The 19525-nt window shown below is 60.7% G+C and carries 20 protein-coding genes; 9 read left to right on the top strand and 11 right to left on the bottom strand.

Annotation, left to right across the window (positions count from 1 at the left end; all coding sequences use genetic code 11):
- Positions 1–32: 32 nt before the first annotated feature.
- The 3 genes from PseuLF5_RS00435 to PseuLF5_RS00425 form a co-directional block, all read right to left on the bottom strand.
- Complete coding sequence (locus tag PseuLF5_RS00435) at positions 33–833, bottom strand: sulfite exporter TauE/SafE family protein (RefSeq protein ID WP_222832609.1); 801 nt, start codon at positions 831–833, stop codon at positions 33–35.
- Positions 834–842: 9 nt separating this feature from the next.
- A complete protein-coding gene (locus PseuLF5_RS00430; RefSeq protein WP_340132653.1) occupies positions 843–2087 on the bottom strand; it encodes an NAD(P)/FAD-dependent oxidoreductase in 1245 nt (414 codons plus the stop codon).
- A 167-nt stretch (positions 2088–2254) separates the two neighbouring features.
- Positions 2255–2596, bottom strand: coding sequence for an ArsR/SmtB family transcription factor (locus PseuLF5_RS00425; RefSeq protein WP_123462618.1), 342 nt, complete (start codon positions 2594–2596; stop codon positions 2255–2257).
- Positions 2597–2687: 91 nt separating this feature from the next.
- Between PseuLF5_RS00425 and PseuLF5_RS00420 the strand changes: the two genes are divergently transcribed.
- Both PseuLF5_RS00420 and PseuLF5_RS00415 read left to right on the top strand, forming a co-directional pair.
- Entirely contained in the window at positions 2688–3551 is an 864-nt protein-coding gene (locus PseuLF5_RS00420) for an MBL fold metallo-hydrolase (RefSeq protein ID WP_222832607.1), read from the top strand.
- 125 nt (positions 3552–3676) lie between these two features.
- Positions 3677–4534 (top strand): tyrosinase family protein, encoded by an 858-nt coding sequence (locus tag PseuLF5_RS00415; protein WP_340132650.1) that lies wholly within the window; start codon positions 3677–3679, stop codon positions 4532–4534.
- Positions 4535–4537: 3 nt separating this feature from the next.
- On the opposite strand, the gene bkdR is transcribed toward PseuLF5_RS00415, so the two are convergent.
- The gene (gene bkdR / locus PseuLF5_RS00410) at positions 4538–5026 is read right to left on the bottom strand and encodes a Bkd operon transcriptional regulator BkdR (RefSeq protein ID WP_007915088.1); all 489 of its coding nucleotides are present in this window, start codon (positions 5024–5026) and stop codon (positions 4538–4540) included.
- 185 nt (positions 5027–5211) lie between these two features.
- On the opposite strand from bkdR, the gene PseuLF5_RS00405 reads away from it, so the two are divergent.
- The 5 genes from PseuLF5_RS00405 (at position 5212) to PseuLF5_RS00385 (ending at position 11421) form a co-directional block, all read left to right on the top strand.
- Positions 5212–6447 carry a 3-methyl-2-oxobutanoate dehydrogenase (2-methylpropanoyl-transferring) subunit alpha gene (locus PseuLF5_RS00405; protein ID WP_003224001.1) on the top strand — a complete coding sequence of 412 codons (1236 nt, stop codon included), beginning with the start codon at positions 5212–5214 and terminating at the stop codon, positions 6445–6447.
- 1 nt (position 6448) lies between these two features.
- On the top strand, positions 6449–7507 hold the full coding sequence (locus PseuLF5_RS00400; RefSeq protein ID WP_123462612.1) for an alpha-ketoacid dehydrogenase subunit beta: 1059 nt from the start codon (positions 6449–6451) through the stop codon (positions 7505–7507).
- On the top strand, positions 7508–8782 hold the full coding sequence (locus tag PseuLF5_RS00395; RefSeq protein ID WP_340132649.1) for a dihydrolipoamide acetyltransferase family protein: 1275 nt from the start codon (positions 7508–7510) through the stop codon (positions 8780–8782). It begins immediately after the preceding gene.
- Positions 8783–8785: 3 nt separating this feature from the next.
- A complete protein-coding gene (gene lpdA, locus PseuLF5_RS00390) occupies positions 8786–10159 on the top strand; it encodes a dihydrolipoyl dehydrogenase (RefSeq protein WP_340132648.1) in 1374 nt (457 codons plus the stop codon).
- 242 nt (positions 10160–10401) lie between these two features.
- A complete protein-coding gene (locus PseuLF5_RS00385; protein ID WP_123450621.1) occupies positions 10402–11421 on the top strand; it encodes a branched-chain amino acid aminotransferase in 1020 nt (339 codons plus the stop codon).
- Between the two features lie 74 nt (positions 11422–11495).
- Here PseuLF5_RS00385 and PseuLF5_RS00380 read toward each other — a convergent pair whose 3' ends face one another.
- From PseuLF5_RS00380 to PseuLF5_RS00370, 3 genes are all read right to left on the bottom strand, one after another.
- On the bottom strand, positions 11496–12317 hold the full coding sequence (locus PseuLF5_RS00380) for a TIGR03915 family putative DNA repair protein (RefSeq protein WP_123462603.1): 822 nt from the start codon (positions 12315–12317) through the stop codon (positions 11496–11498).
- The gene (locus PseuLF5_RS00375; RefSeq protein ID WP_340132643.1) at positions 12314–13534 is read right to left on the bottom strand and encodes a putative DNA modification/repair radical SAM protein; all 1221 of its coding nucleotides are present in this window, start codon (positions 13532–13534) and stop codon (positions 12314–12316) included. Before PseuLF5_RS00375 ends, PseuLF5_RS00380 begins: the two co-directional genes overlap by 4 nt.
- Before the next feature lie 88 nt (positions 13535–13622).
- Positions 13623–14378, bottom strand: a complete 756-nt coding sequence (locus PseuLF5_RS00370) for an ArsR/SmtB family transcription factor (RefSeq protein WP_340132642.1) — start codon at positions 14376–14378, stop codon at positions 13623–13625.
- Positions 14379–14456: 78 nt separating this feature from the next.
- On the opposite strand from PseuLF5_RS00370, the gene PseuLF5_RS00365 reads away from it, so the two are divergent.
- On the top strand, positions 14457–15560 hold the full coding sequence (locus PseuLF5_RS00365) for a cytochrome P450 (protein ID WP_340132640.1): 1104 nt from the start codon (positions 14457–14459) through the stop codon (positions 15558–15560).
- Here the strand turns inward: PseuLF5_RS00365 and dmeF are convergent.
- The 3 genes from dmeF to PseuLF5_RS00350 all read right to left on the bottom strand — a co-directional run bounded on the left by dmeF (position 15557) and on the right by PseuLF5_RS00350 (position 17298).
- Positions 15557–16486, bottom strand: coding sequence for a CDF family Co(II)/Ni(II) efflux transporter DmeF (dmeF, locus tag PseuLF5_RS00360; RefSeq protein ID WP_340132639.1), 930 nt, complete (start codon positions 16484–16486; stop codon positions 15557–15559). The genes PseuLF5_RS00365 and dmeF overlap by 4 nt on opposite strands.
- 12 nt (positions 16487–16498) lie before the next feature.
- Positions 16499–16774 carry a metal/formaldehyde-sensitive transcriptional repressor gene (locus PseuLF5_RS00355; RefSeq protein WP_123462594.1) on the bottom strand — a complete coding sequence of 92 codons (276 nt, stop codon included), beginning with the start codon at positions 16772–16774 and terminating at the stop codon, positions 16499–16501.
- A gap of 185 nt (positions 16775–16959) precedes the next feature.
- On the bottom strand, positions 16960–17298 hold the full coding sequence (locus PseuLF5_RS00350) for an FKBP-type peptidyl-prolyl cis-trans isomerase (RefSeq protein ID WP_123462592.1): 339 nt from the start codon (positions 17296–17298) through the stop codon (positions 16960–16962).
- Between the two features lie 162 nt (positions 17299–17460).
- On the opposite strand from PseuLF5_RS00350, the gene PseuLF5_RS00345 reads away from it, so the two are divergent.
- Entirely contained in the window at positions 17461–18540 is a 1080-nt protein-coding gene (locus PseuLF5_RS00345; protein ID WP_123462590.1) for a sensor domain-containing diguanylate cyclase, read from the top strand.
- A gap of 9 nt (positions 18541–18549) precedes the next feature.
- Here PseuLF5_RS00345 and PseuLF5_RS00340 read toward each other — a convergent pair whose 3' ends face one another.
- Entirely contained in the window at positions 18550–18855 is a 306-nt protein-coding gene (locus PseuLF5_RS00340) for an RcnB family protein (RefSeq protein ID WP_267804576.1), read from the bottom strand.
- Positions 18856–19525 lie beyond the last annotated feature (670 nt).

Raw genomic sequence — 19525 nt, 5'->3', positions numbered from 1 at the left:
AGGGAGTCCGCTCCCTCGCCACAGGTGTTGCTTCAGGCCCGCCATACCATGTAGGCCGCCACCACCAGACACACACTGGCAAACCCCACCTGCAACGCTCGCGCCGGCACCCGTGCGCAGAGCTTGCGACCGATGATCATGCCGACGATGCTGGCGACGATGAACGCCGCACCCTGAGCATCTATCCGCACACCGGCGTGAAACGCCCCGATCACGCCAATCGCCGAGATCAGGCTGATCACCATCAACGACGTGGCGACGATGCCGCGCATCTGCACATCGGTCAGTTGCTTGAACGCCGGCACGATCAGGAAACCGCCACCAACGCCGAGCAACCCCGAAACCACACCGGTGATCGCGCCCAATACCGCCAGGGTCGCGGTGCATTTGGCGGTCCAGTCGAAGCGTCCGGTCTGCTCGTTGAGCATGCAGTTCTTCTGGCCCCAACTGGCGTGACCGTGGTCACTTGGGCCTGCTTGCGCGCGCTCGCGGCGCAACATACGCCAGGCCACCATGACCATCAGCAGACTGAACAGCATCATCAGGATCTGCTCCGGCAACTGATGCGCGAAGTAGATGCCCAGCGGCGAAAACACCGCGCCCAGCGCCGCAATCAGCAACGCCGCGCGATAACGCACCAGACCATGGCGCAAACCGTCGACGGCACCGACCGCTGCGGCACTGCCCACCGCGAACAAGGCCACAGGCGCAGCCTGAGTCATCGTCCAGCCGAGCCCGAGCACTAGCGCCGGCACCGCGAGAATCCCGCCGCCCGCGCCGGTCAGCCCGAGCACCAACCCCATCACCACGCCAAACAGACTAGCCAGCAACATAGAGGCCTCTCAGTCGACGTTGGACACGGCGGTCAGCCATTCACGGCCCTTGAGCATGCCGTTCCAGTAGAACCACGGCAGCAGCGTCGCCTTGAGCCACCAGGCCGAACGGCGCGGTACGGTCGCATCGAGGGGAAAGGTCGGCAGCAGTTTTTCGCCGTAGCCAAACTCGGCGAGGATCACCTTGCCCTTCTCCACCGTCAGCGGGCAGGAACCGTAGCCGTCGTATTTCAGCGGCAGCGGTTGGCCCTTGCGCAAGGCCAGCAGGTTTTGCGCCACCACCACGATTTGCTTGCGCACCGCCGCCGCGGTTTTCGCATTGCTGGTGCCGCAGATATCACCCAGCGCGAACACGTGCGGATAACGCGGATGTTGCAGGCTGTGCGGATTGACCTCGCACCAGCCAGCGGCATCGGCCAATGGACTTTGCGCGATGAAATCCGGCGACACCTGCGGTGGAACGACGTGCAGCAGGTCGAAGGTTTTCGCCTCACGGGTGACGTTACCGTCGGCGTCCTTGATCTCGAACCACGCGGTTTTCGCCGGGCCGTCGACCTTGACCAGGTTCGAATTGAACGCCAGTTGCGCGTTGTATTTTTCGATGTATTTCATCAATGGCGGCACGAATGTCGCCACGCCAAACAGCGCGGCGCCAGCCAGGTTGAACTCGACCTTGATGTTGTTCAGCAATCCGCTTTTGAGCCAGTGATCACAGGACAGGTATAGCGCTTTCTGCGGTGCACCGGCGCATTTGATCGGCATTGCCGGTTGCGTGAACAGCGCTTTACCGTCGCGCAGTTTCTGCACCTGATCCCAGGTGTATTGCGCATGCTGATAGCTGTAGTTGGACGTCACGCCGTGCTGGCCGAGGCTTTCCTGCAAGCCTTCGATCTTGTCCCAGGCCAGGCGCAGGCCGGGGCAGACAATCAGGTTCTGATAGCTAACGGTGCGTTGATCGTTGAGGGTCAGCTGGCGCTTGTCAGGATCGACAGCGGTCACCGCTGCTTGAATCCAGGTGGCATGACGGGGCATCACCTTGCTCATCGGCCTGGCGGTGTCTTTGGCGTCGTAGGCGCCACCGCCAACCAGCGTCCACGCCGGTTGATAGTAGTGCTGGGCACTCGGCTCGATCACCGTGACGTTCAAATGTGGATCGCGCTTGAGCAGGCTGGCGACGAAGCCGATGCCCGCCGTACCGCCGCCGATGACCACGATGTCTGCACTGATGGATGGGCCCCAGTGTTGATCGTTCATTGCTTGTTCCTTATTGCTGCACGCAAGGTTTTTTCCGGCCATCCCACAAATCCATTGCAGGAGTGAGCCTGCTCGCGATAACGGCGTGACAGTCACAGAAGATGCTGGCTGCCCCACCGCTTTCGCGAGCAGGCTCACTCCTGCAGGGGTAGTGTGCTGGCAAGCATTTATGGGTGACCGAGGCTTTTCAGCACGGCCCCGCAATACAACCCGGACAGGGTCTTCATCACCTGAATCACTTCAGGGCTGGCCAGGCCATAAAAAATGTATTTGCCTTCACGGCGAGTCGCCACCAGCCCTTCATCGCGCAGGATGCCCAGTTGCTGGGACAGCGTCGGTTGACGCACGCCGGTCATTTTTTCCAGTTCGCCGACATTGCGTTCGCCCTGGGTCAATTGGCACAGGATCAACAAGCGATCCTCATTGGCCAGGGCCTTGAGCAGCGCGCAGGCCTTGGAGGCCGAGGCGCGCAATTGGGCGACTTCACATTCGGTCAGACTGGATTGCATTTGCACGATGCCTTCAACGTCACTTAAGCTGTGAACATTATGTTTTTAGATAAAGTGTTGCAACCCATTTTCCTTGTTCAGGTTGGTGTCCATGCCCGCGCAGATTGAAGCTTTCCTCGACCCCGCCTCTTCGACCTACAGCTACGTGGTCTACGAAGCCGATGGCGGACAGTGCGCAATCGTCGACCCGGTGCTTGATTATGACGGCGCCGCCGGCCGTACCTGCACCGCCCAGGCCGACAAAATCATCGCCTTCGTTCACGCGCACAACCTGCAGGTGCAGTGGCTGCTGGAAACCCATGCCCACGCCGATCATCTGTCCGCAGCGCCTTACCTGCGCCGGGAACTGGGCGGAAAAATCGCCATTGGCGAGTCAATCAGCAAAGTGCAGAACGTGTTCAAGGCGCTGTTCAACCTGGAGCCGGAGTTCTGCGTCGATGGCTCGCAGTTCGATCACCTGTTTGCGCCGAACGAGTCATTCCGCATTGGCAACCTCAAGGCCACCGCCCTGCACGTCCCCGGCCACACCCCGGCGGACATGGCTTACCTGATCGACGGCGAACAGATTCTGGTCGGCGACACGCTGTTCATGCCCGACGTCGGCACCGCCCGCTGCGACTTCCCCGGCGGCAACGCGCATCAACTGTACAACTCGATCCACAAGCTGCTGGCCTTCCCCGCCAGCGTCAAACTCTACGTCTGCCACGACTACCCACCCGAAGGCCGCGCCGCGCAGTGCCAGACCACTGTCGGCGAGCAGCGAAAAAGCAATATTCATGTGCATGACGGGATCGACGAGGCGGCGTTCGTCGAGATGCGCACCAAACGCGATGCCGGGCTGGGCATGCCGACGCTGCTGCTGCCGGCGATTCAGGTCAATGTGCGGGCGGGGAATCTGCCACCGGCAGAGGAAAACGGCGTGGTGTATCTGAAGATTCCGCTCAACTCTCTATAGGAAAAAGTCGCTCGAACCATCACCAGATTATTTTTCCTACGAACGCTGGCGATAGTGATGAACTGGTGAAAATCCTCTCAGCGATCAGACTCCATTGGGCAAACATTCAATGGAGTTTTCGCAATATGGATATTCGCCGTAATCACCGCGACATGACACCGCAACAGAAAGCTGCGTTCGTCGATGCGATCCTGGTACTGAAAAACAACGTCGACAGCGTCCTGCGCCCCGGACAGCAAAATCGCTACGATGACTTTGTGCAGATCCACAAAAACTCGATGGGCGGCGCCAATCCGCTGATACCCAATCCGCATCGCAGCCCTTTGTTCTATCCGTGGCATCGAATTCTGATTCGCCAGTTCGAACTGGCCCTGCAGTCCGCCACCAATGATCCGACCATTACCCTGCCCTACTGGAACTGGCAACTGACCGGAGCAGACAACCCCTTCACGTCGGATTTCATGGGCTCAAACGGTGACAACCTGCAAGATCAGCGTGTCACCAGCGGTCCGTTTTCCAGGGAGCACTCACAATTCGATGTCAGGGTCTGGGACGAGGGCACTGGCAACACCGGCATTCGTCGAAATCTGGGGGCAAGCGGCGCACTGCCCACCCCGCTGGATGTTATTTCGACCCTGAACAGAACGCCTTACTGGATGGATGAAAACGGCTGGGAAAACGTCTCGGAAAGCCTTTTGCACAATCCGGTACATGCCTGGATTGGCGGCAGCATGGCACAAGCCTCCTCACCCAACGATCCGATATTCTTCCTGCACCACTGCTACCTCGACTTGCTGTGGGAACGCTGGAAACATCAGCATGCTGGAACTCCAGGCTTTACCAATGGAGCTGGCTCGGCAGACACGAACGAAACCGTCCTGATCTTTCATCCTGCCAATGAACGGGCGCCCTGGGCGCAAACCTTTACCGTCCGACAAACCCTCTATACCGCGGAACTCGATTACCGGTATGACTACATCTGACTTTCAGTTACCTAGCGTCAGGCCGTTTGCCGGCAAGGGCAACGCCGTCTTGTAGCGCACCTGCTTGAGCGCAAAACTCGAGCGAATATTCGCCACCCCCGGCACCTTGGTCAGAAAGTCCATCATGAAACGCTCCAGCGACTGAATGGTCGGCACCAGCACGCGGATCAGATAATCCGGGTCACCCGCCATCAAATAGCACTCCATCACCTCCGGGCGATCGGAAATCGCTTCTTCGAAATGCTGCAACGCCTCCTCCACCTGCTTCTCGAGGCTGACGTGGATGAACACGTTGACATGCAGTCCCAGCAGGTCGGCGTCCAGCAGCGTCACCTGCTCGCGAATCAGCCCTAATTCTTCCATCGCCTTGACCCGGTTAAAGCACGGTGTCGGCGACAGATTCACCGAGCGTGCGAGGTCGGCGTTGGTGATGCGCGCGTTCTCTTGAAGGCTGTTGAGAATGCCGATGTCGGTACGGTCCAGTTTGCGCATGAGACAAAACCACCTGTTTTTTATGTTTATGCAGAATTTCTATCTGCAAATCGTCTCCAGCGCAACGAAACAGAGAGAAATATTCTTCTGGCCCGGGCCTATGATTGTTGTAGGACAAGATTTCTTTCACCCAAGAATGATTGCCAGCTCACTACAAGAAATTCACAAGATCGAGCGTAGAAGCCATGACCCAAGCGTATGAACCGCTGCGTCTGCACGTCCCTGAACCTTCGGGCCGCCCAGGCTGCAAAACCGACTTTTCCTACCTGCATCTGACCGATGCCGGTACGGTGCGCAAACCATCCATCGACGTCGAACCCGCCGACACCGCCGACCTGGCGCGTGGTTTGATCCGCGTGCTCGACGACCAGGGCAACGCCCTCGGCCCCTGGGCTGAAAACGTGCCGGTCGAGATCCTGCGCAAGGGCATGCGCGCCATGCTCAAGACGCGGATCTACGACAACCGCATGGTGGTCGCCCAGCGCCAGAAAAAAATGTCGTTCTACATGCAGAGCCTTGGCGAAGAAGCCATTGGCAGCGCTCAGGCCCTGGCCTTGAACATCGACGACATGTGCTTCCCGACCTACCGCCAGCAAAGCATTCTGATGGCCCGCGAAGTGCCGTTGGTCGACCTGATCTGCCAACTGCTGTCCAACGAGCGCGATCCGCTCAAGGGCCGCCAGTTGCCGATCATGTACTCGGTCAAGGACGCCGGTTTTTTCACTATTTCCGGCAACCTCGCCACCCAGTTCATTCAGGCCGTTGGCTGGGGCATGGCCTCGGCGATCAAGGGCGACACGAAAATCGCCTCGGCGTGGATCGGTGACGGCGCCACCGCCGAATCGGACTTCCACACCGCCCTCACCTTCGCCCACGTTTACCGTGCGCCAGTGATCCTCAACGTGGTCAACAATCAATGGGCGATCTCGACCTTCCAGGCCATCGCCGGTGGTGAAGCCACTACCTTCGCCGGCCGCGGCGTCGGTTGCGGCATCGCTTCGCTGCGCGTGGATGGCAACGACTTCTACGCCGTGTATGCAGCATCTGCCTGGGCCGCTGAACGCGCCCGGCGCAACCTCGGGCCGACCATGATCGAATGGGTCACCTACCGTGCCGGCCCGCACTCGACCTCCGATGATCCTTCCAAATACCGTCCTGCCGACGACTGGAGCCACTTCCCGCTGGGCGACCCGATTGCCCGCCTGAAGCAGCACCTGATCAAGGTCGGCCACTGGTCGGAAGAAGAACACGCCGCCGTCAGTGCCGAGCTCGAAGCCGAAGTGATTGCCGCGCAGAAACAGGCCGAGCAGTACGGCACCCTCGCCGGCGGCCAGATTCCAAGCGCCGCGACCATGTTCGAAGACGTCTACAAAGAGATGCCGGAGCACTTGAAGCGCCAGCGTCAGCAGTTGGGGATCTGACATGAACGATCACAACAACAATATTCAGCTGGAAACCGCCATGACCACGACCACCATGACCATGATCCAGGCCCTGCGCTCGGCCATGGATGTGATGCTTGAGCGTGACGACAACGTGGTGGTGTTCGGTCAGGACGTCGGCTATTTCGGCGGCGTGTTCCGTTGCACCGAAGGCCTGCAGACCAAGTACGGCACCTCGCGGGTGTTCGACGCACCGATCTCCGAGAGCGGCATCGTCGGTGTTGCCGTGGGCATGGGCGCTTACGGTCTGCGTCCGGTCGCCGAGATTCAGTTCGCCGACTACGTTTACCCGGCCTCCGACCAGATCATTTCCGAAGCGGCGCGCCTGCGTTATCGCTCGGCCGGTGAGTTCACCGCGCCAATGACCCTGCGCATGCCATGCGGCGGCGGTATCTACGGCGGCCAGACCCACAGCCAGAGCATCGAGGCGATGTTCACTCAGGTCTGTGGTCTGCGCACCGTGATGCCGTCCAACCCATACGACGCCAAGGGTCTGCTGATCGCCTCCATCGAAAACGATGACCCGGTGATCTTTCTTGAGCCAAAACGCCTGTACAACGGCCCCTTCGATGGTCACCACGACCGCCCGGTAACCCCATGGTCGAAACACCCGCAAGCCCAGGTGCCGGACGGTTACTACACCGTGCCGCTGGACGTCGCCGCGATCACCCGTCCGGGCAAGGACGTGACCGTGTTGACCTACGGCACCACCGTCTACGTCTCGCAAGTCGCGGCCGAAGAATCCGGCGTTGATGCCGAAGTCATCGACCTGCGCAGCCTGTGGCCGCTGGACCTGGAAACCATCGTCAAGTCGGTGAAGAAAACCGGCCGTTGCGTGGTGGTGCACGAAGCCACCCGCACTTGCGGGTTCGGCGCCGAACTGGTCGCGCTGGTGCAAGAGCATTGCTTCCATCACCTGGAAGCGCCGATCGAACGCGTCACCGGTTGGGACACCCCCTACCCGCACGCGCAAGAGTGGGCGTATTTCCCTGGGCCGTCCCGTGTGGGCGCAGCTCTGAAACGGGTCATGGAGGTCTGAATGGGCACGCACGTTATCAAGATGCCGGACATCGGCGAAGGCATCGCAGAAGTCGAACTGTCGCAGTGGCACGTCAAGGTTGGCGATCTGGTGGTTGAAGACCAGGTGCTGGCGGACGTGATGACCGACAAGGCCATGGTCGATATTCCATCGCCAGTGCACGGCAAGGTGATTGCTCTCGGCGGTCAGCCGGGTGAAGTGATGGCGGTCGGCAGTGTGCTGATCAGCATCGAGGTGGAAGGTGCCGGCAACTTGAAGGAGTCCGCCGCACCCGCGCCTGTCAAAGAGGCACCGATTGCGCCGAAAGCTGAAGCGACGGTCGAAAGCAAACCGGTCGCCGCTGCTGCACCGCGTCCGGCTGCCGTTTGCCAGGGCCCGATGGTTGCCCGTGAAGCCGATGAGCGTCCGCTGGCCTCGCCGGCCGTGCGCAAACATGCGCTGGATCTGGGCATTCAATTGCGCCTGGTACGCGGCACCGGCCCGGCCGGTCGCGTGCTGCACGAGGACCTCGAGGCCTATCTGGCGCAAGGTCAGTCGAACGCTTCGGCGCCGGCAGCCGCCGCTTACGCCCAGCGTCACGATGAAGAACAGATTCCAGTGATCGGCATGCGTCGCAAGATCGCCCAACGCATGCAGGACGCCACCCAGCGCGCCGCGCACTTCAGCTACGTCGAGGAAATCGACGTCACCGCGATTGAAGAGCTGCGCGCGCATCTGAATGAAAAACACGGTGCCAGCCGTGGCAAGTTGACCTTGCTGCCGTTCCTCGTGCGTGCGCTGGTCGTTGCCTTGCGCGACTTCCCGCAGATGAACGCCCGGTACGATGACGAAGCCCAGGTCATCACCCGCCTCGGCGCGGTACACGTCGGCGTCGCCACGCAAAGTGACGTTGGCCTGATGGTGCCGGTGGTGCGTCACGCCGAAGCCCGCAGCCTGTGGGACAGCGCTGCGGAAATCTCGCGTCTGGCGAATGCTGCCCGCAATGGCAAGGCCAGCCGCGACGAACTGTCCGGCTCGACCATCACCCTGACCAGCCTCGGTGCGCTGGGCGGCATCGTCAGCACCCCGGTGCTGAACCTGCCGGAAGTGGCGATCGTCGGCGTGAACAAAATTGTCGAACGGCCAATGGTCGTCAAAGGCCAGGTGGTGATCCGCAAGATGATGAACCTCTCCAGTTCCTTCGATCACCGCGTGGTCGACGGCATGGACGCGGCACTCTTCATCCAGGCCATCCGTGGCTTGCTCGAACAACCCGCCACTTTGTTTGTGGAGTAAGGCATGCAAACTCTGAACACCACGCTGCTGATTATTGGCGGCGGTCCTGGCGGTTACGTCACAGCGATTCGTGCCGGGCAACTGGGGATTGCGACGATTCTGGTCGAAGGCCAATCGCTGGGCGGCACGTGCCTGAACATCGGCTGCATCCCGTCAAAAGCGCTGATTCATGTGGCCGAGCAGTTTCACCAGACGCAGCATCACAGCGAGCATTCGGCGCTGGGCATCAGCGTGTCGGCGCCGACCCTCGATATCACTAAAAGCGTTGAGTGGAAGGACGGTATCGTCGATCGCCTCACCACCGGCGTCGCCGCACTGCTGAAAAAGCACAAGGTTCAGGTCATCAACGGCTGGGCCAAGGTCATTGACGGCAAAACGGTTGAAGTCGGCGACACCCGTATCCAGTGCGAGCACCTGGTACTCGCCACCGGTTCGACCAGCGTCAACCTGCCGATCCTGCCGATTGGCGGGCCGATCATCTCCTCCACCGAAGCGCTGGCACCGACGTCTGTGCCAAAGCGGCTGGTGGTGGTTGGCGGCGGTTACATCGGTCTGGAACTGGGCATTGCCTACCGCAAGCTCGGTGCCGAGGTCAGTGTGGTCGAGGCGCAGGATCGCATCCTGCCAGCCTACGATGCCGAGCTGACGCAACCGGTACACGAAGCCCTGAAGCAACTGGGCGTGAAGCTCTATCTCCAGCACAGCGTGCTGGGGTTCGACGGGACCTTGCAGGTGCGTGACCCGAACGGCGACACCCTGAATCTGCAAACCGATCAGGTGCTGGTGGCCGTCGGCCGCAAACCGAATACGCAGGGCTGGAACCTCGAAGCGCTGAACCTGGACATGAATGGCTCGGCGATCAAGATCGACAGCCGTTGCCAGACCAGCATGCGCAACGTCTACGCCATCGGCGACCTGAGCGGCGAGCCGATGCTCGCGCACCGGGCCATGGCCCAAGGTGAAATGGTCGCCGAGCTGATCAACGGTAAACACCGCGAATTCAACCCGACCGCCATCGCCGCCGTGTGCTTCACCGACCCGGAACTGGTGGTGGTCGGCCAGACCCCGGACGAGGCCAAGGCCGCCGGACTGGACTGCATCGTGTCGAGCTTCCCGTTCGCCGCCAATGGCCGGGCGATGACCCTGGAATCGAAAAGCGGCTTCGTGCGGGTGGTCGCCCGTCGCGACAATCATGTGATTGTCGGCTGGCAGGCAGTGGGCGTCGGGGTTTCCGAGTTGTCGACCGCGTTTGCACAAAGCCTGGAAATGGGTGCGCGGCTGGAAGACATTGGCGGCACCATCCATGCGCACCCGACCTTGGGTGAAGCGGTGCAGGAAGCGGCGTTGCGTGCTTTGGGGCATGCGCTACACCTGTAAATCCGTCAAATGGAGGGTGGCAGTGATGGCCCCTTCGCGAGCAAGCTCGCTCCCACATTTGGAATGCATTCCCCTGTGGGAGCGAGCTTGCTCGCGAATTCCTGAGGGCAACACGATTTATCTGTGTGCCATCCGATAGTCCGGGCTGCGAAACCGCTCAAGAATGAAGTATTGTTGTGCCCATCCAAAAAACGTCAGAAGCCTTGAACCGTTTCGGCGGTTGTTCAGTGATAGAGGGTGTCATGGGTAACGAAAGCATCAATTGGGACAAGCTGGGTTTTGACTACATCAAGACCGACAAACGCTATCTGTCGTACTTTCGCGATGGCGAGTGGGACAAAGGCACCCTGACCGAAGACAACGTGCTGCACATCAGCGAAGGCTCGACGGCCCTTCACTATGGCCAGCAGTGCTTCGAAGGCCTGAAGGCCTATCGTTGCAAGGACGGCTCGATCAACCTGTTCCGCCCGGATCAGAACGCCGCGCGCATGCAACGCAGCTGCGCCCGCCTGCTGATGCCGCACGTGTCCACCGAGCAGTTCATCGAAGCGTGCAAGCAAGTGGTTCGTGCCAACGAGCGCTTCATCCCGCCTTACGGCACCGGCGGCGCGCTGTACCTGCGTCCGTTCGTGATCGGCGTGGGTGACAACATCGGCGTGCGTACCGCCCCGGAGTTCATCTTCTCGGTGTTCGCGATCCCGGTTGGCGCCTACTTCAAGGGCGGCCTGACCCCGCACAACTTCCAGATCTCCAGCTTCGACCGCGCCGCCCCGCAAGGCACCGGTGCGGCCAAGGTCGGTGGCAACTACGCCGCCAGCCTGATGCCAGGTTCCCAGGCCAAGAAGGCGCACTTCGCCGACGCCATCTACCTGGATCCGCTGACCCACAAGAAGATCGAGGAAGTCGGTTCGGCCAACTTCTTCGGGATCACCCACGACAACAAGTTCATCACCCCGAACTCGCCGTCGGTTCTGCCAGGCATCACCCGCCTGTCGCTGATCGAACTGGCCAAGACCCGTCTGGGCCTGGAAGTGGTTGAAGGTGATGTGCTGATCGACAAACTGTCGGACTTCAAGGAAGCCGGCGCTTGCGGCACAGCCGCCGTGATCACCCCGATCGGCGGTATCAGCTACAACGACCACCTGCACGTGTTCCACAGCGAAACCGAAGTCGGCCCGGTCACCCAGAAGCTCTACAAAGAGCTGACTGGCGTGCAGACCGGCGACATCGAAGCGCCAGCGGGCTGGATCGTCAAGGTTTGATCTGACGGCTGCTGATGCACAAAAGCCTCCCATCGAGTGATCGATGGGGGGCTTTTCTTTTGATCTTTTGATTTCTACTTCAAGGCAATCCGCTTGCCGGCCCGCCCGGCTATCCCGCTGGCCTGACCATTCTGTTGCTTACCCATGCGCGCCTGGGTGATCAATCCGGGTATCAATTCCCCTTCCGGCAGGTTCTTCCAGAACCGCGCCGGCAAGTGCCCCTGCATGACCTTCTCGTTCAACCGCGCCGGGTTGAAGATGTGGCTGTAATAGGTCAGCCACAGATCGCCGTGGGGGTCGTCGACGTTCTGCGCCAGTTGCTGCCATTCCAGCGGGCACTGGCGCTGATGAATCAGTTGTTCGCCGTCGTAGTAAACACCGTCACGCGGGGTGGCGATCAACCAGCGGTATCGGCCCATGCGCCCGACGAAGTGTTCGCTGGCACTGTGCAGGATGTCGTGGGCCGGTTCGTGCCACGCCACGTATTGCGGGCCTGGCTGATCCTGCGGGCGTTCGATGAACCGCACGAAGGCATGCAGATGGTGGGCTTCGCGCTGTACCTGCTTGATCCGCCGCTGCAGCTCACTGCCGAGTTTGTCGCCGGCCATCATCGCCGTGCGGTCGCCGTGACTGACACGCCACAACACTTCGTACAAAAGACTCCAGCGCTGGTCGCCACGGTAGCGGGCCGCTTGCTCCAGCGTGTCGAGCAATGCACGGGGGATGCGCGCCTGGAACGGGCCATGCCCCTCGGGCACCTGCACATCACTGGCAAACAGGTCATTCACGCCTTCGGACGCCCAACTGACGAGACTCGGGTCGATCTCATGGCTAAGCAACCAGCGCGCCTGCTGCCGCCAGGTAACGAACAGATCGTCGCAATCGAGATTGATCATCCCCACAACCCCATCTGCTGCGGCTGCGGCCGGTCGCGCAGTTGCTGGTAGAGCATGTGACTGGTGACTTCGGCCTGTTGCGGGTGATAGTCGCTGGTGATGATGAACGGCTTGGCCTTGGCCAGCACACAGCGCATGCGCGCCACGTCTTCGTAACGGATGCGCCGTTGCTGGCGCAATTGCACCAGGCGTTCGGTGGTACGCAGACCAATGCCCGGAATGCGCGCGATCAAGGCCGGTTCGGCGCGGTTGAGATCCAGCGGGAACACCTCGCGATTCTGCAGCGCCCAGGCCAGTTTAGGATCAATGTCCAACGCCAGATTTCCCGGTCCCTTGAGTAACTCACTGGCGCTGTAGCCATAGCTGCGCAAGAGGAAATCGGCCTGATACAAACGGTGCTCGCGCATCAGCGGCGGCGCGGCCAGCGGTACACTTTTCGGGCTGTCGGGGATCGGGCTGAACGCCGAGTAGTAAACGCGCCGCAAACGGTAGTTGCCATACAACGACTGAGCGCTGTGCAGGATCGTGCTGTCGTCGGTGTCATCGGCGCCGACGATCATTTGCGTGCTCTGCCCGGCCGGGGCGAATTTCGCCGAACGAGGTTCATTGAGCACCGTTTGCACGCCGGTGTAGATGGTGTTCATCGCCTGCTTGATCGAACCGATCTGCTTCTCCGGAGCCAGGGTTTGCAGACTGGCATCGGTGGGCAACTCGATATTGACGCTCAACCGATCGGCATAGCGCCCGGCTTCCTCGATCAGCGCCGGGTCGGCCTCGGGAATGGTCTTTAGATGGATGTAGCCGCGAAACTCATGTTCTTCACGCAGCAGCTTCGCCACGCGCACCAGTTGCTCCATGGTGTAGTCCGCCGAGCGGATGATCCCGGAACTGAGAAACAACCCGCTGACGCAGTTGCGCCGGTAGAAATCCAGGGTCAGCGTAACCACTTCCTCGGGGGTGAAACGGGCGCGCGGCACATCGCTGGAGCGGCGGTTGACACAGTATTGGCAGTCATAGAGGCAGAAATTGGTCAGCAGCACTTTCAGCAGCGAGACGCAGCGCCCGTCCGGCGTGTAGCTGTGACAGATGCCCATGCCATCGGTCGAACCCAGCCCGCTGTTGCCCTCGGAACTGCGCTTGGGCGCGCCGCTGCTGGCGCAGGAGGCGTCGTACTTGGCGGCGTCGGCGAGGATGCTGAGCTTGTCGATGATTTGCATGGCGAAGACTCGGTACTGGTTATGCGTACAGTATCGAGTCTATAGGATTGGCACAAGGTGCAAAGCAGGATCAAAAGATCTCGGCCGATCAGGTGTACGCACTCCCTGCAGGAGCTGCCGCTGGTTGCGATCTTTTGCTCTGCGCTTGCAATGGCACCTCAACCCCGAACCGCGTCCCGATCTCCCTGCGCCCCAACGCCGTCAACGCCAACGCCCGACTGTCCAGATCCTGGGTTACCCACTTGCGCTTCAACGCCGTTTGCAACAACGCCGCCCCCAGTGAGCCACCCAAATGCGGCCGGCGCATGCTCCAGTCCAGGCACGGGCAGGCGAACTTGCGGCGCAACGTGCTCAGATCCTGCACCTCAATGCCCAATCCGCCGAACAGCGCCTCGCCACTGTCGCTCAACCGATATACCTGCTCATCGGTCATCACCAGCCACCCCGCCTCCAGCATGCGGTCGTGCAGCAACACCGCCAGCGTACCGGCCATATGGTCGTAACAGGTGCGGGCGAATTGCAGGCGATCCGGCGTATGCGGTTTGAACATTGGCGCGGCGTTCTGACCGATCACCATCAACGCCTCCAGCGCCTGGGCCACACGTTGGTCGGCGAGGCTGTAATAGCGATGGCGACCCTGCACATGCAGGCGCACCAGGGCCAGATCCTTGAGTTTGCTCAGGTGCGCGCTGGCGGTCGAGGCGCTGACTTCGGCGATGGCCGCCAGCTCCGTACTGGTGCGCGCATGGCCATCCATCAGCGAGCAGAGGATTTTCGTGCGCGCCGGTTCGGCGATGGCGGCGGCCACTTGCGAGACGCCGATGTCTTGATGTTCTGCGTGCATATTTCGCTCCCCGACGAATCGTCGTCGCTGCGGACTGAAGATACTCGCATCACTTTCCCGACGACAAGGCTATGCACCATGGACCCGATCATCGCTGCGACGCAGGCCGATCCCTACCCCTACTACGCCGAACTGCGCGCGCGGGGCGGACTGACCTTTCATCACCCGCAGAAACTGTGGGTCGCCAGCAGCGCTCGCGCAGTCTGTGCGGTATTGGCCCATGCCGATTGCCAGGTGCGTCCAACGCAAGAGCCGGTGCCGAAAGCGATTGCCTCGGGAATGGCCGGCAAGGTCTTTGCCCGGTTGATGCGAATGAATGAGGGCGAACGCCAGCGCTGCCCACGTTCGGCGATCGAGCCGGCGCTTGACGTGTTCGATGCAGCCCGGGTGCGGGCGCTGGTGGCTGCACGCCTGATCAGCGCAGATGCCGACGGCGTATACAAAGCCATGTTTCGCGGCCCGGTGTGCGTGGTCGCAGCACTGCTCGGCTTCAGCCCGGCGCAAGGCCGGGCGATCAGTGAGCTGACCGCTGACTTTGTCGCGTGCCTGTCGCCGTTGAGCAATGATCTGCAACTGATGGCGGCACACGCGGCGGCTGAACAATTACGCGGTTACTTCATCGAGCTACTCGCCGAATCGAACAGCGACTGGTTGAAGGCCATCCTGCAACGCTTCGCGGGCGACGAAGAAACGCTGATCGCCAATCTGATCGGGCTTTGCTCACAGACGTTCGAAGCGACGGCCGGGCTGATCGGTAATGCCTTGGTCGCGGTGCGGCGTCAGCCTGCACTACGCAGTGCACCGATGGATGCGCTGCTGGCCGAGGTTCAGCGTTTCGATCCATCGGTGCAGAACACTCGGCGCTTTGTCGCGCAGGCTTGTGAGATTGATGGAGTGCGGGTCGAGGCCGGCGAGGTGATTCTGCTGTTGCTGGCCTCGGCCAATCGCGATCCGGCCCTCAATGAACGCCCCGACGAGTTTCTGCTGGATCGCCCGAACCGGCGCAGTTTCAGCTTCGGCAGCGGCCGGCATCAATGCCCGGGACAACGGCTGGCGCTGACGATTGCCGCTGCGACTGTCGGAGAAATCCTTGATCACGGTGTGAATCTGCAGCAACTGGCCTGGCACTACCGCCCTTCCTTGAATGGGCGGGTCCCGTTATTCAGCCAGGCACAGCGTTAAGCGCTGCGTAACTCAACCGTCAGGTGCGACAGCTCATGCACCGGCGCCAGCCGCTCGCGAATCGCCTCGGCAGTGATGCCGGCGGCCGCCACCACACTGACAATCGCCGCCCGCGCTTGCGGGCCGACCTGCCAGACGTGCAGGTCACTGATGCGCACGTCGTCCGAGGTTTCCAGCAGCTCGCGAATTTCCGCCGCCACCGGTTCGTCGGTGGTGTCGAGCAGCACCGCCGCGCTGTCACGCATCAGGTTGTAGGCCCATTTCGCGATGACAATGGAGCCGACAATACCCATCACCGGGTCCAGCCATACCCAACCGAGGTAACGCCCGGCCAGCAACGCGGCGATCGCCAGCACCGAGGTCAGCGCATCGGCCAGCACGTGGACGTAGGCCGAGCGCAGGTTGATGTCGTGATGGTGATGATGAGCATGGCTGTGATCATGCTGATGGCCGTGATCGTGACCGTGATGGCCCATCAGTAGAAAAGCGCTGAGGATATTCACGCCCAGTCCAACAATCGCAATCACCGTCGCTTCGCCAAACGCTACGGTAGTGGGTTCGAACAAACGAAAAATCGACTCGCCGGCAATGCCCAGCGACACCAGCCCCAGCACCATGGCTGAAGCAAATCCGGCCAGATCGCCAACTTTACCGGTGCCGAAACTGTAGCGTCGGTTGTTGGCATTGCGCCGGGCGAAACCGTAGGCCGCCGCGGCGATGCCCAATGCGCCGACATGGGTCGCCATGTGGAAACCGTCAGCCAGCAGGGCCATGGAGCCGGTGATGTAGCCGGCGGCGATCTCGCCGATCATCATCACAAACGTCAGCGCCACCACCCACAGGGTGCGGCGGGCGTTTTCGTCGTGGGACGCGCCGAGGAACTGGTGATCGTGGCTGAAACGATCAGCGCTTGGAGTCAGGCTCATGAGGCTCGCGCTCTATTTGGAATAACGGCGGATGGCTTGCAGCAAGTCTTCGGCGCCCTGTGCACGCTCTTCGTCGGTCAGGTCGGGATGCGCCACGTGCTCTCGGGTGTGAGCCTCGATGAACTGCTCCATCAAACCGTTGACCGCGCCGCGAATCGCCGCCACCAGGTGCAAGGTCTTGGCGCAATCAGCATCGCCCTCCAGCGCTTTTTCAACCGCCTGCACCTGCCCGGCGATACGTCGAACGCGGTTGAGCAATTCGTCTTTGTGTTCGTGAATGTGCGACATACCTATACCCCCTACCCCTATATGCCGCGCATGATCGTCGATGATTTCGGCAATCGCAAGCTGGATGAGCACTCAAAGGATGAACGGGATACTGAGAGCGAGCTCAATCCCCCTGTGAGAGCCCACTGGCGATGACGGATACCGAATGTCAGATAAGGAAAATCAAGGTCGTTATTACACCCGCCTCAATCGTCCCGCGTCAGAACTTCCAGCAACTCAATCTCGAACAGCAGATTCGAATTCGGCGGAATCTTGCCCATCGACCGCTCGCCGTAACCCAAGTGCGCCGGCACCAGCAGTTTGCGCTTGCCGCCCACTTGCATTCCCATCAGTCCCTGATCCCAACCCTTGATCACCCGCCCTGTTCCAATCACGCACTGAAACGGTTTGCCACGGCTGTGGGAAGAGTCGAACTCGCTGCCGTCTTCCAGCCAGCCGGTGTAATGGGTGGTGATCAGTGCGCCTTTGACGGCGGCTTTGCCTTCGCCGACCTGAAGATCGATTACCTGCAATTCATCGTTCATGACATTCACTCTGTTATTCAACTGGCCGCCGTTTTCCCAGAATTGCCGCTCGTTCGCAACTCATCAACGAAGATGGCCGCTGTATCCCAATCGGTGGTGGAACCCTTAATATAGCCATCCGCCATTACTTCACGGATTGTTACGCATGCTGGCAGTTCCCGAATGATTGACCTCTGGATCAGCCTGGCCATTGGCGTCGTCATGCTTGCCGTGATTGTCGTACTGGTTCTGCGCGAGCGCGGGTTACGCCGTCGCCTGGCTGAATACCGAGACCTGCTGACACGCGCGGCTGAGGGCCGCAATATCCATCAGGACGGCGATGCCGAGCGCTTCAAGCGCAGCCAGTATTTTGCGCGTATCGGCACCTGGGACTGGGAGGTCGACACCGATCGGCTGTACTGGTCGGACGCGATCTACGGCATGTTTGGGTTCAAGATCGGCGAAATCACCCCGTCCTATGCCTTGTTCTGTTCTTGCGTGCACCCGGACGATCGCATCAGGGTGCGCGACGGTGAATTGCGTTGCCTGGAAACCGGCGAAAACCACGACGAGGAATACCGCGTGGTCTGGCCCGACGGCACCATTCGCTGGCTGCGCGAAACCGGCAACGTGGTGCGCAACGATCACGACGCGGTGATCAAGATGATGGGCGTGGTGCGCGACATCACCGAAGAAAAAGCCTCGGCGAGTTACCTCAAGCACCTCGCCCACTTCGACCCGCTGACCGGCCTGCCCAACCGTCTGGTGCTGGAAGAACGTTTGTCCGAAGCGCTGGATCAGGCGAGTCAGACCGCTACGCGGGTGGCACTGGTGTTTGTCGACTTGAATGGTTTCAAGAACATCAACGACCACTATGGGCACGCCGCCGGCGACCGGGTGCTGATCACCACCGCCACGCGCCTGAAACGCATCCTGCGCAACACTGACACGGTCGCCCGGATCGGCGGCGATGAGTTCGTGGTGATCCTGCAAGGCCTCGCCCCGGACCTCGACCTGCAGGACGAAGCCCGCCGCATCTGTCAGAAGATCTTCATCGAACTGTCGCCGCCGATCACCATCGGCAACGACCAGCGCCATGTCGGCACCAGCCTTGGGGTGGCGGTGTTTCCGGATCATGCGCCGACCATGGATCGGCTGCTGCACATTGCCGATCTGGCGATGTATGAAGCCAAGCGCAGTGGGAACAATCAGTATCGGTTGGGGGGCGTGAGCCCTGCGCGGGTGCATGCGCAGGGCTTTTGAATCCGGGGCTTAACGCTCGACAGGTTGCATCTCGACGATGGTGCCATTGGTGATCATGACCATCACGTACTTGTCGTTGATCTGCACCCACTGCGCCTGTTCGACCGGTGCTTTCAAACCTTTCTGTTTCCAGTTTTTCAGCGCTTTGTCACTGCGCTGATAAACGTCCGGGGCCCGGTCGTTGACCTTCAATTCACGGTCGCTGGTCGGGGACTGGACGGCAGGTTCGCTTGAGGTTTGCGCCGCTTGAACAAGTGGGCTGCCGGCAATGCCGGCGACGAGGGCCAGGCTGGCGATTAGGGTTTTGCTGTTCATCGGTGAACCTCCTTCAGATGTGTGATACCTGAACTCCGACTGCGGAGGACTGGAATCATTCCTTGTTTTTTTGCTTGGGCTGGCCGGGGCATTGTAGTTGGCAGACACACCGCCATCGCTGGCGAGCCAGCTCCCACAGGTGTCTTGGCTGTACTCGACTTTTTTGAACACCACCAAACCCTGTGGGAGCCTGGCTTGCCAGCGATGGGGACAGGCCTTTCAGCATTTTCATTAACTGACACACCGCCATCGCTGGCAAGCCAGCTCCCACAGGTGTCTTGGCTGTACTCGACTTTTTTGAACACCACCAAACCCTGTGGGAGCCTGGCTTGCCAGCGATGGGGACAGGCCTTTAAGCATTTTCATTGACTGACACACCGCCATCGCTGGCAAGCCAGCTCCCACAGGTGTCTTGGCTGTACTCGACTTTTTTGAACACCACCAAACCCTGTGGGAGCCTGGCGTGCCAGCGATGGGGACAGGCCTTTCCGCATTTTCATTGACTGACACACCGCCATCGCTGGCAAGCCAGCTCCCACAGGTGTCCTGGCTGTACTCGACTTTTTTGAACACCACCAAACCCTGTGGGAGCCTGGCTTGCCAGCGATGGGGACAGGCCTTTCAGCATTTTCATTGACTGACACACCGCCATCGCTGGCAAGCCAGCTCC

The organism is Pseudomonas sp. LF-5, assembly GCF_037626295.1.
In the GTDB taxonomy this organism is placed as follows: Bacteria; Pseudomonadota; Gammaproteobacteria; order Pseudomonadales; family Pseudomonadaceae; genus Aquipseudomonas; species Aquipseudomonas monsensis.
Note: the sequence above shows the minus strand (reverse complement) of the source record. Positions and strands in the feature narration are given on the sequence as shown.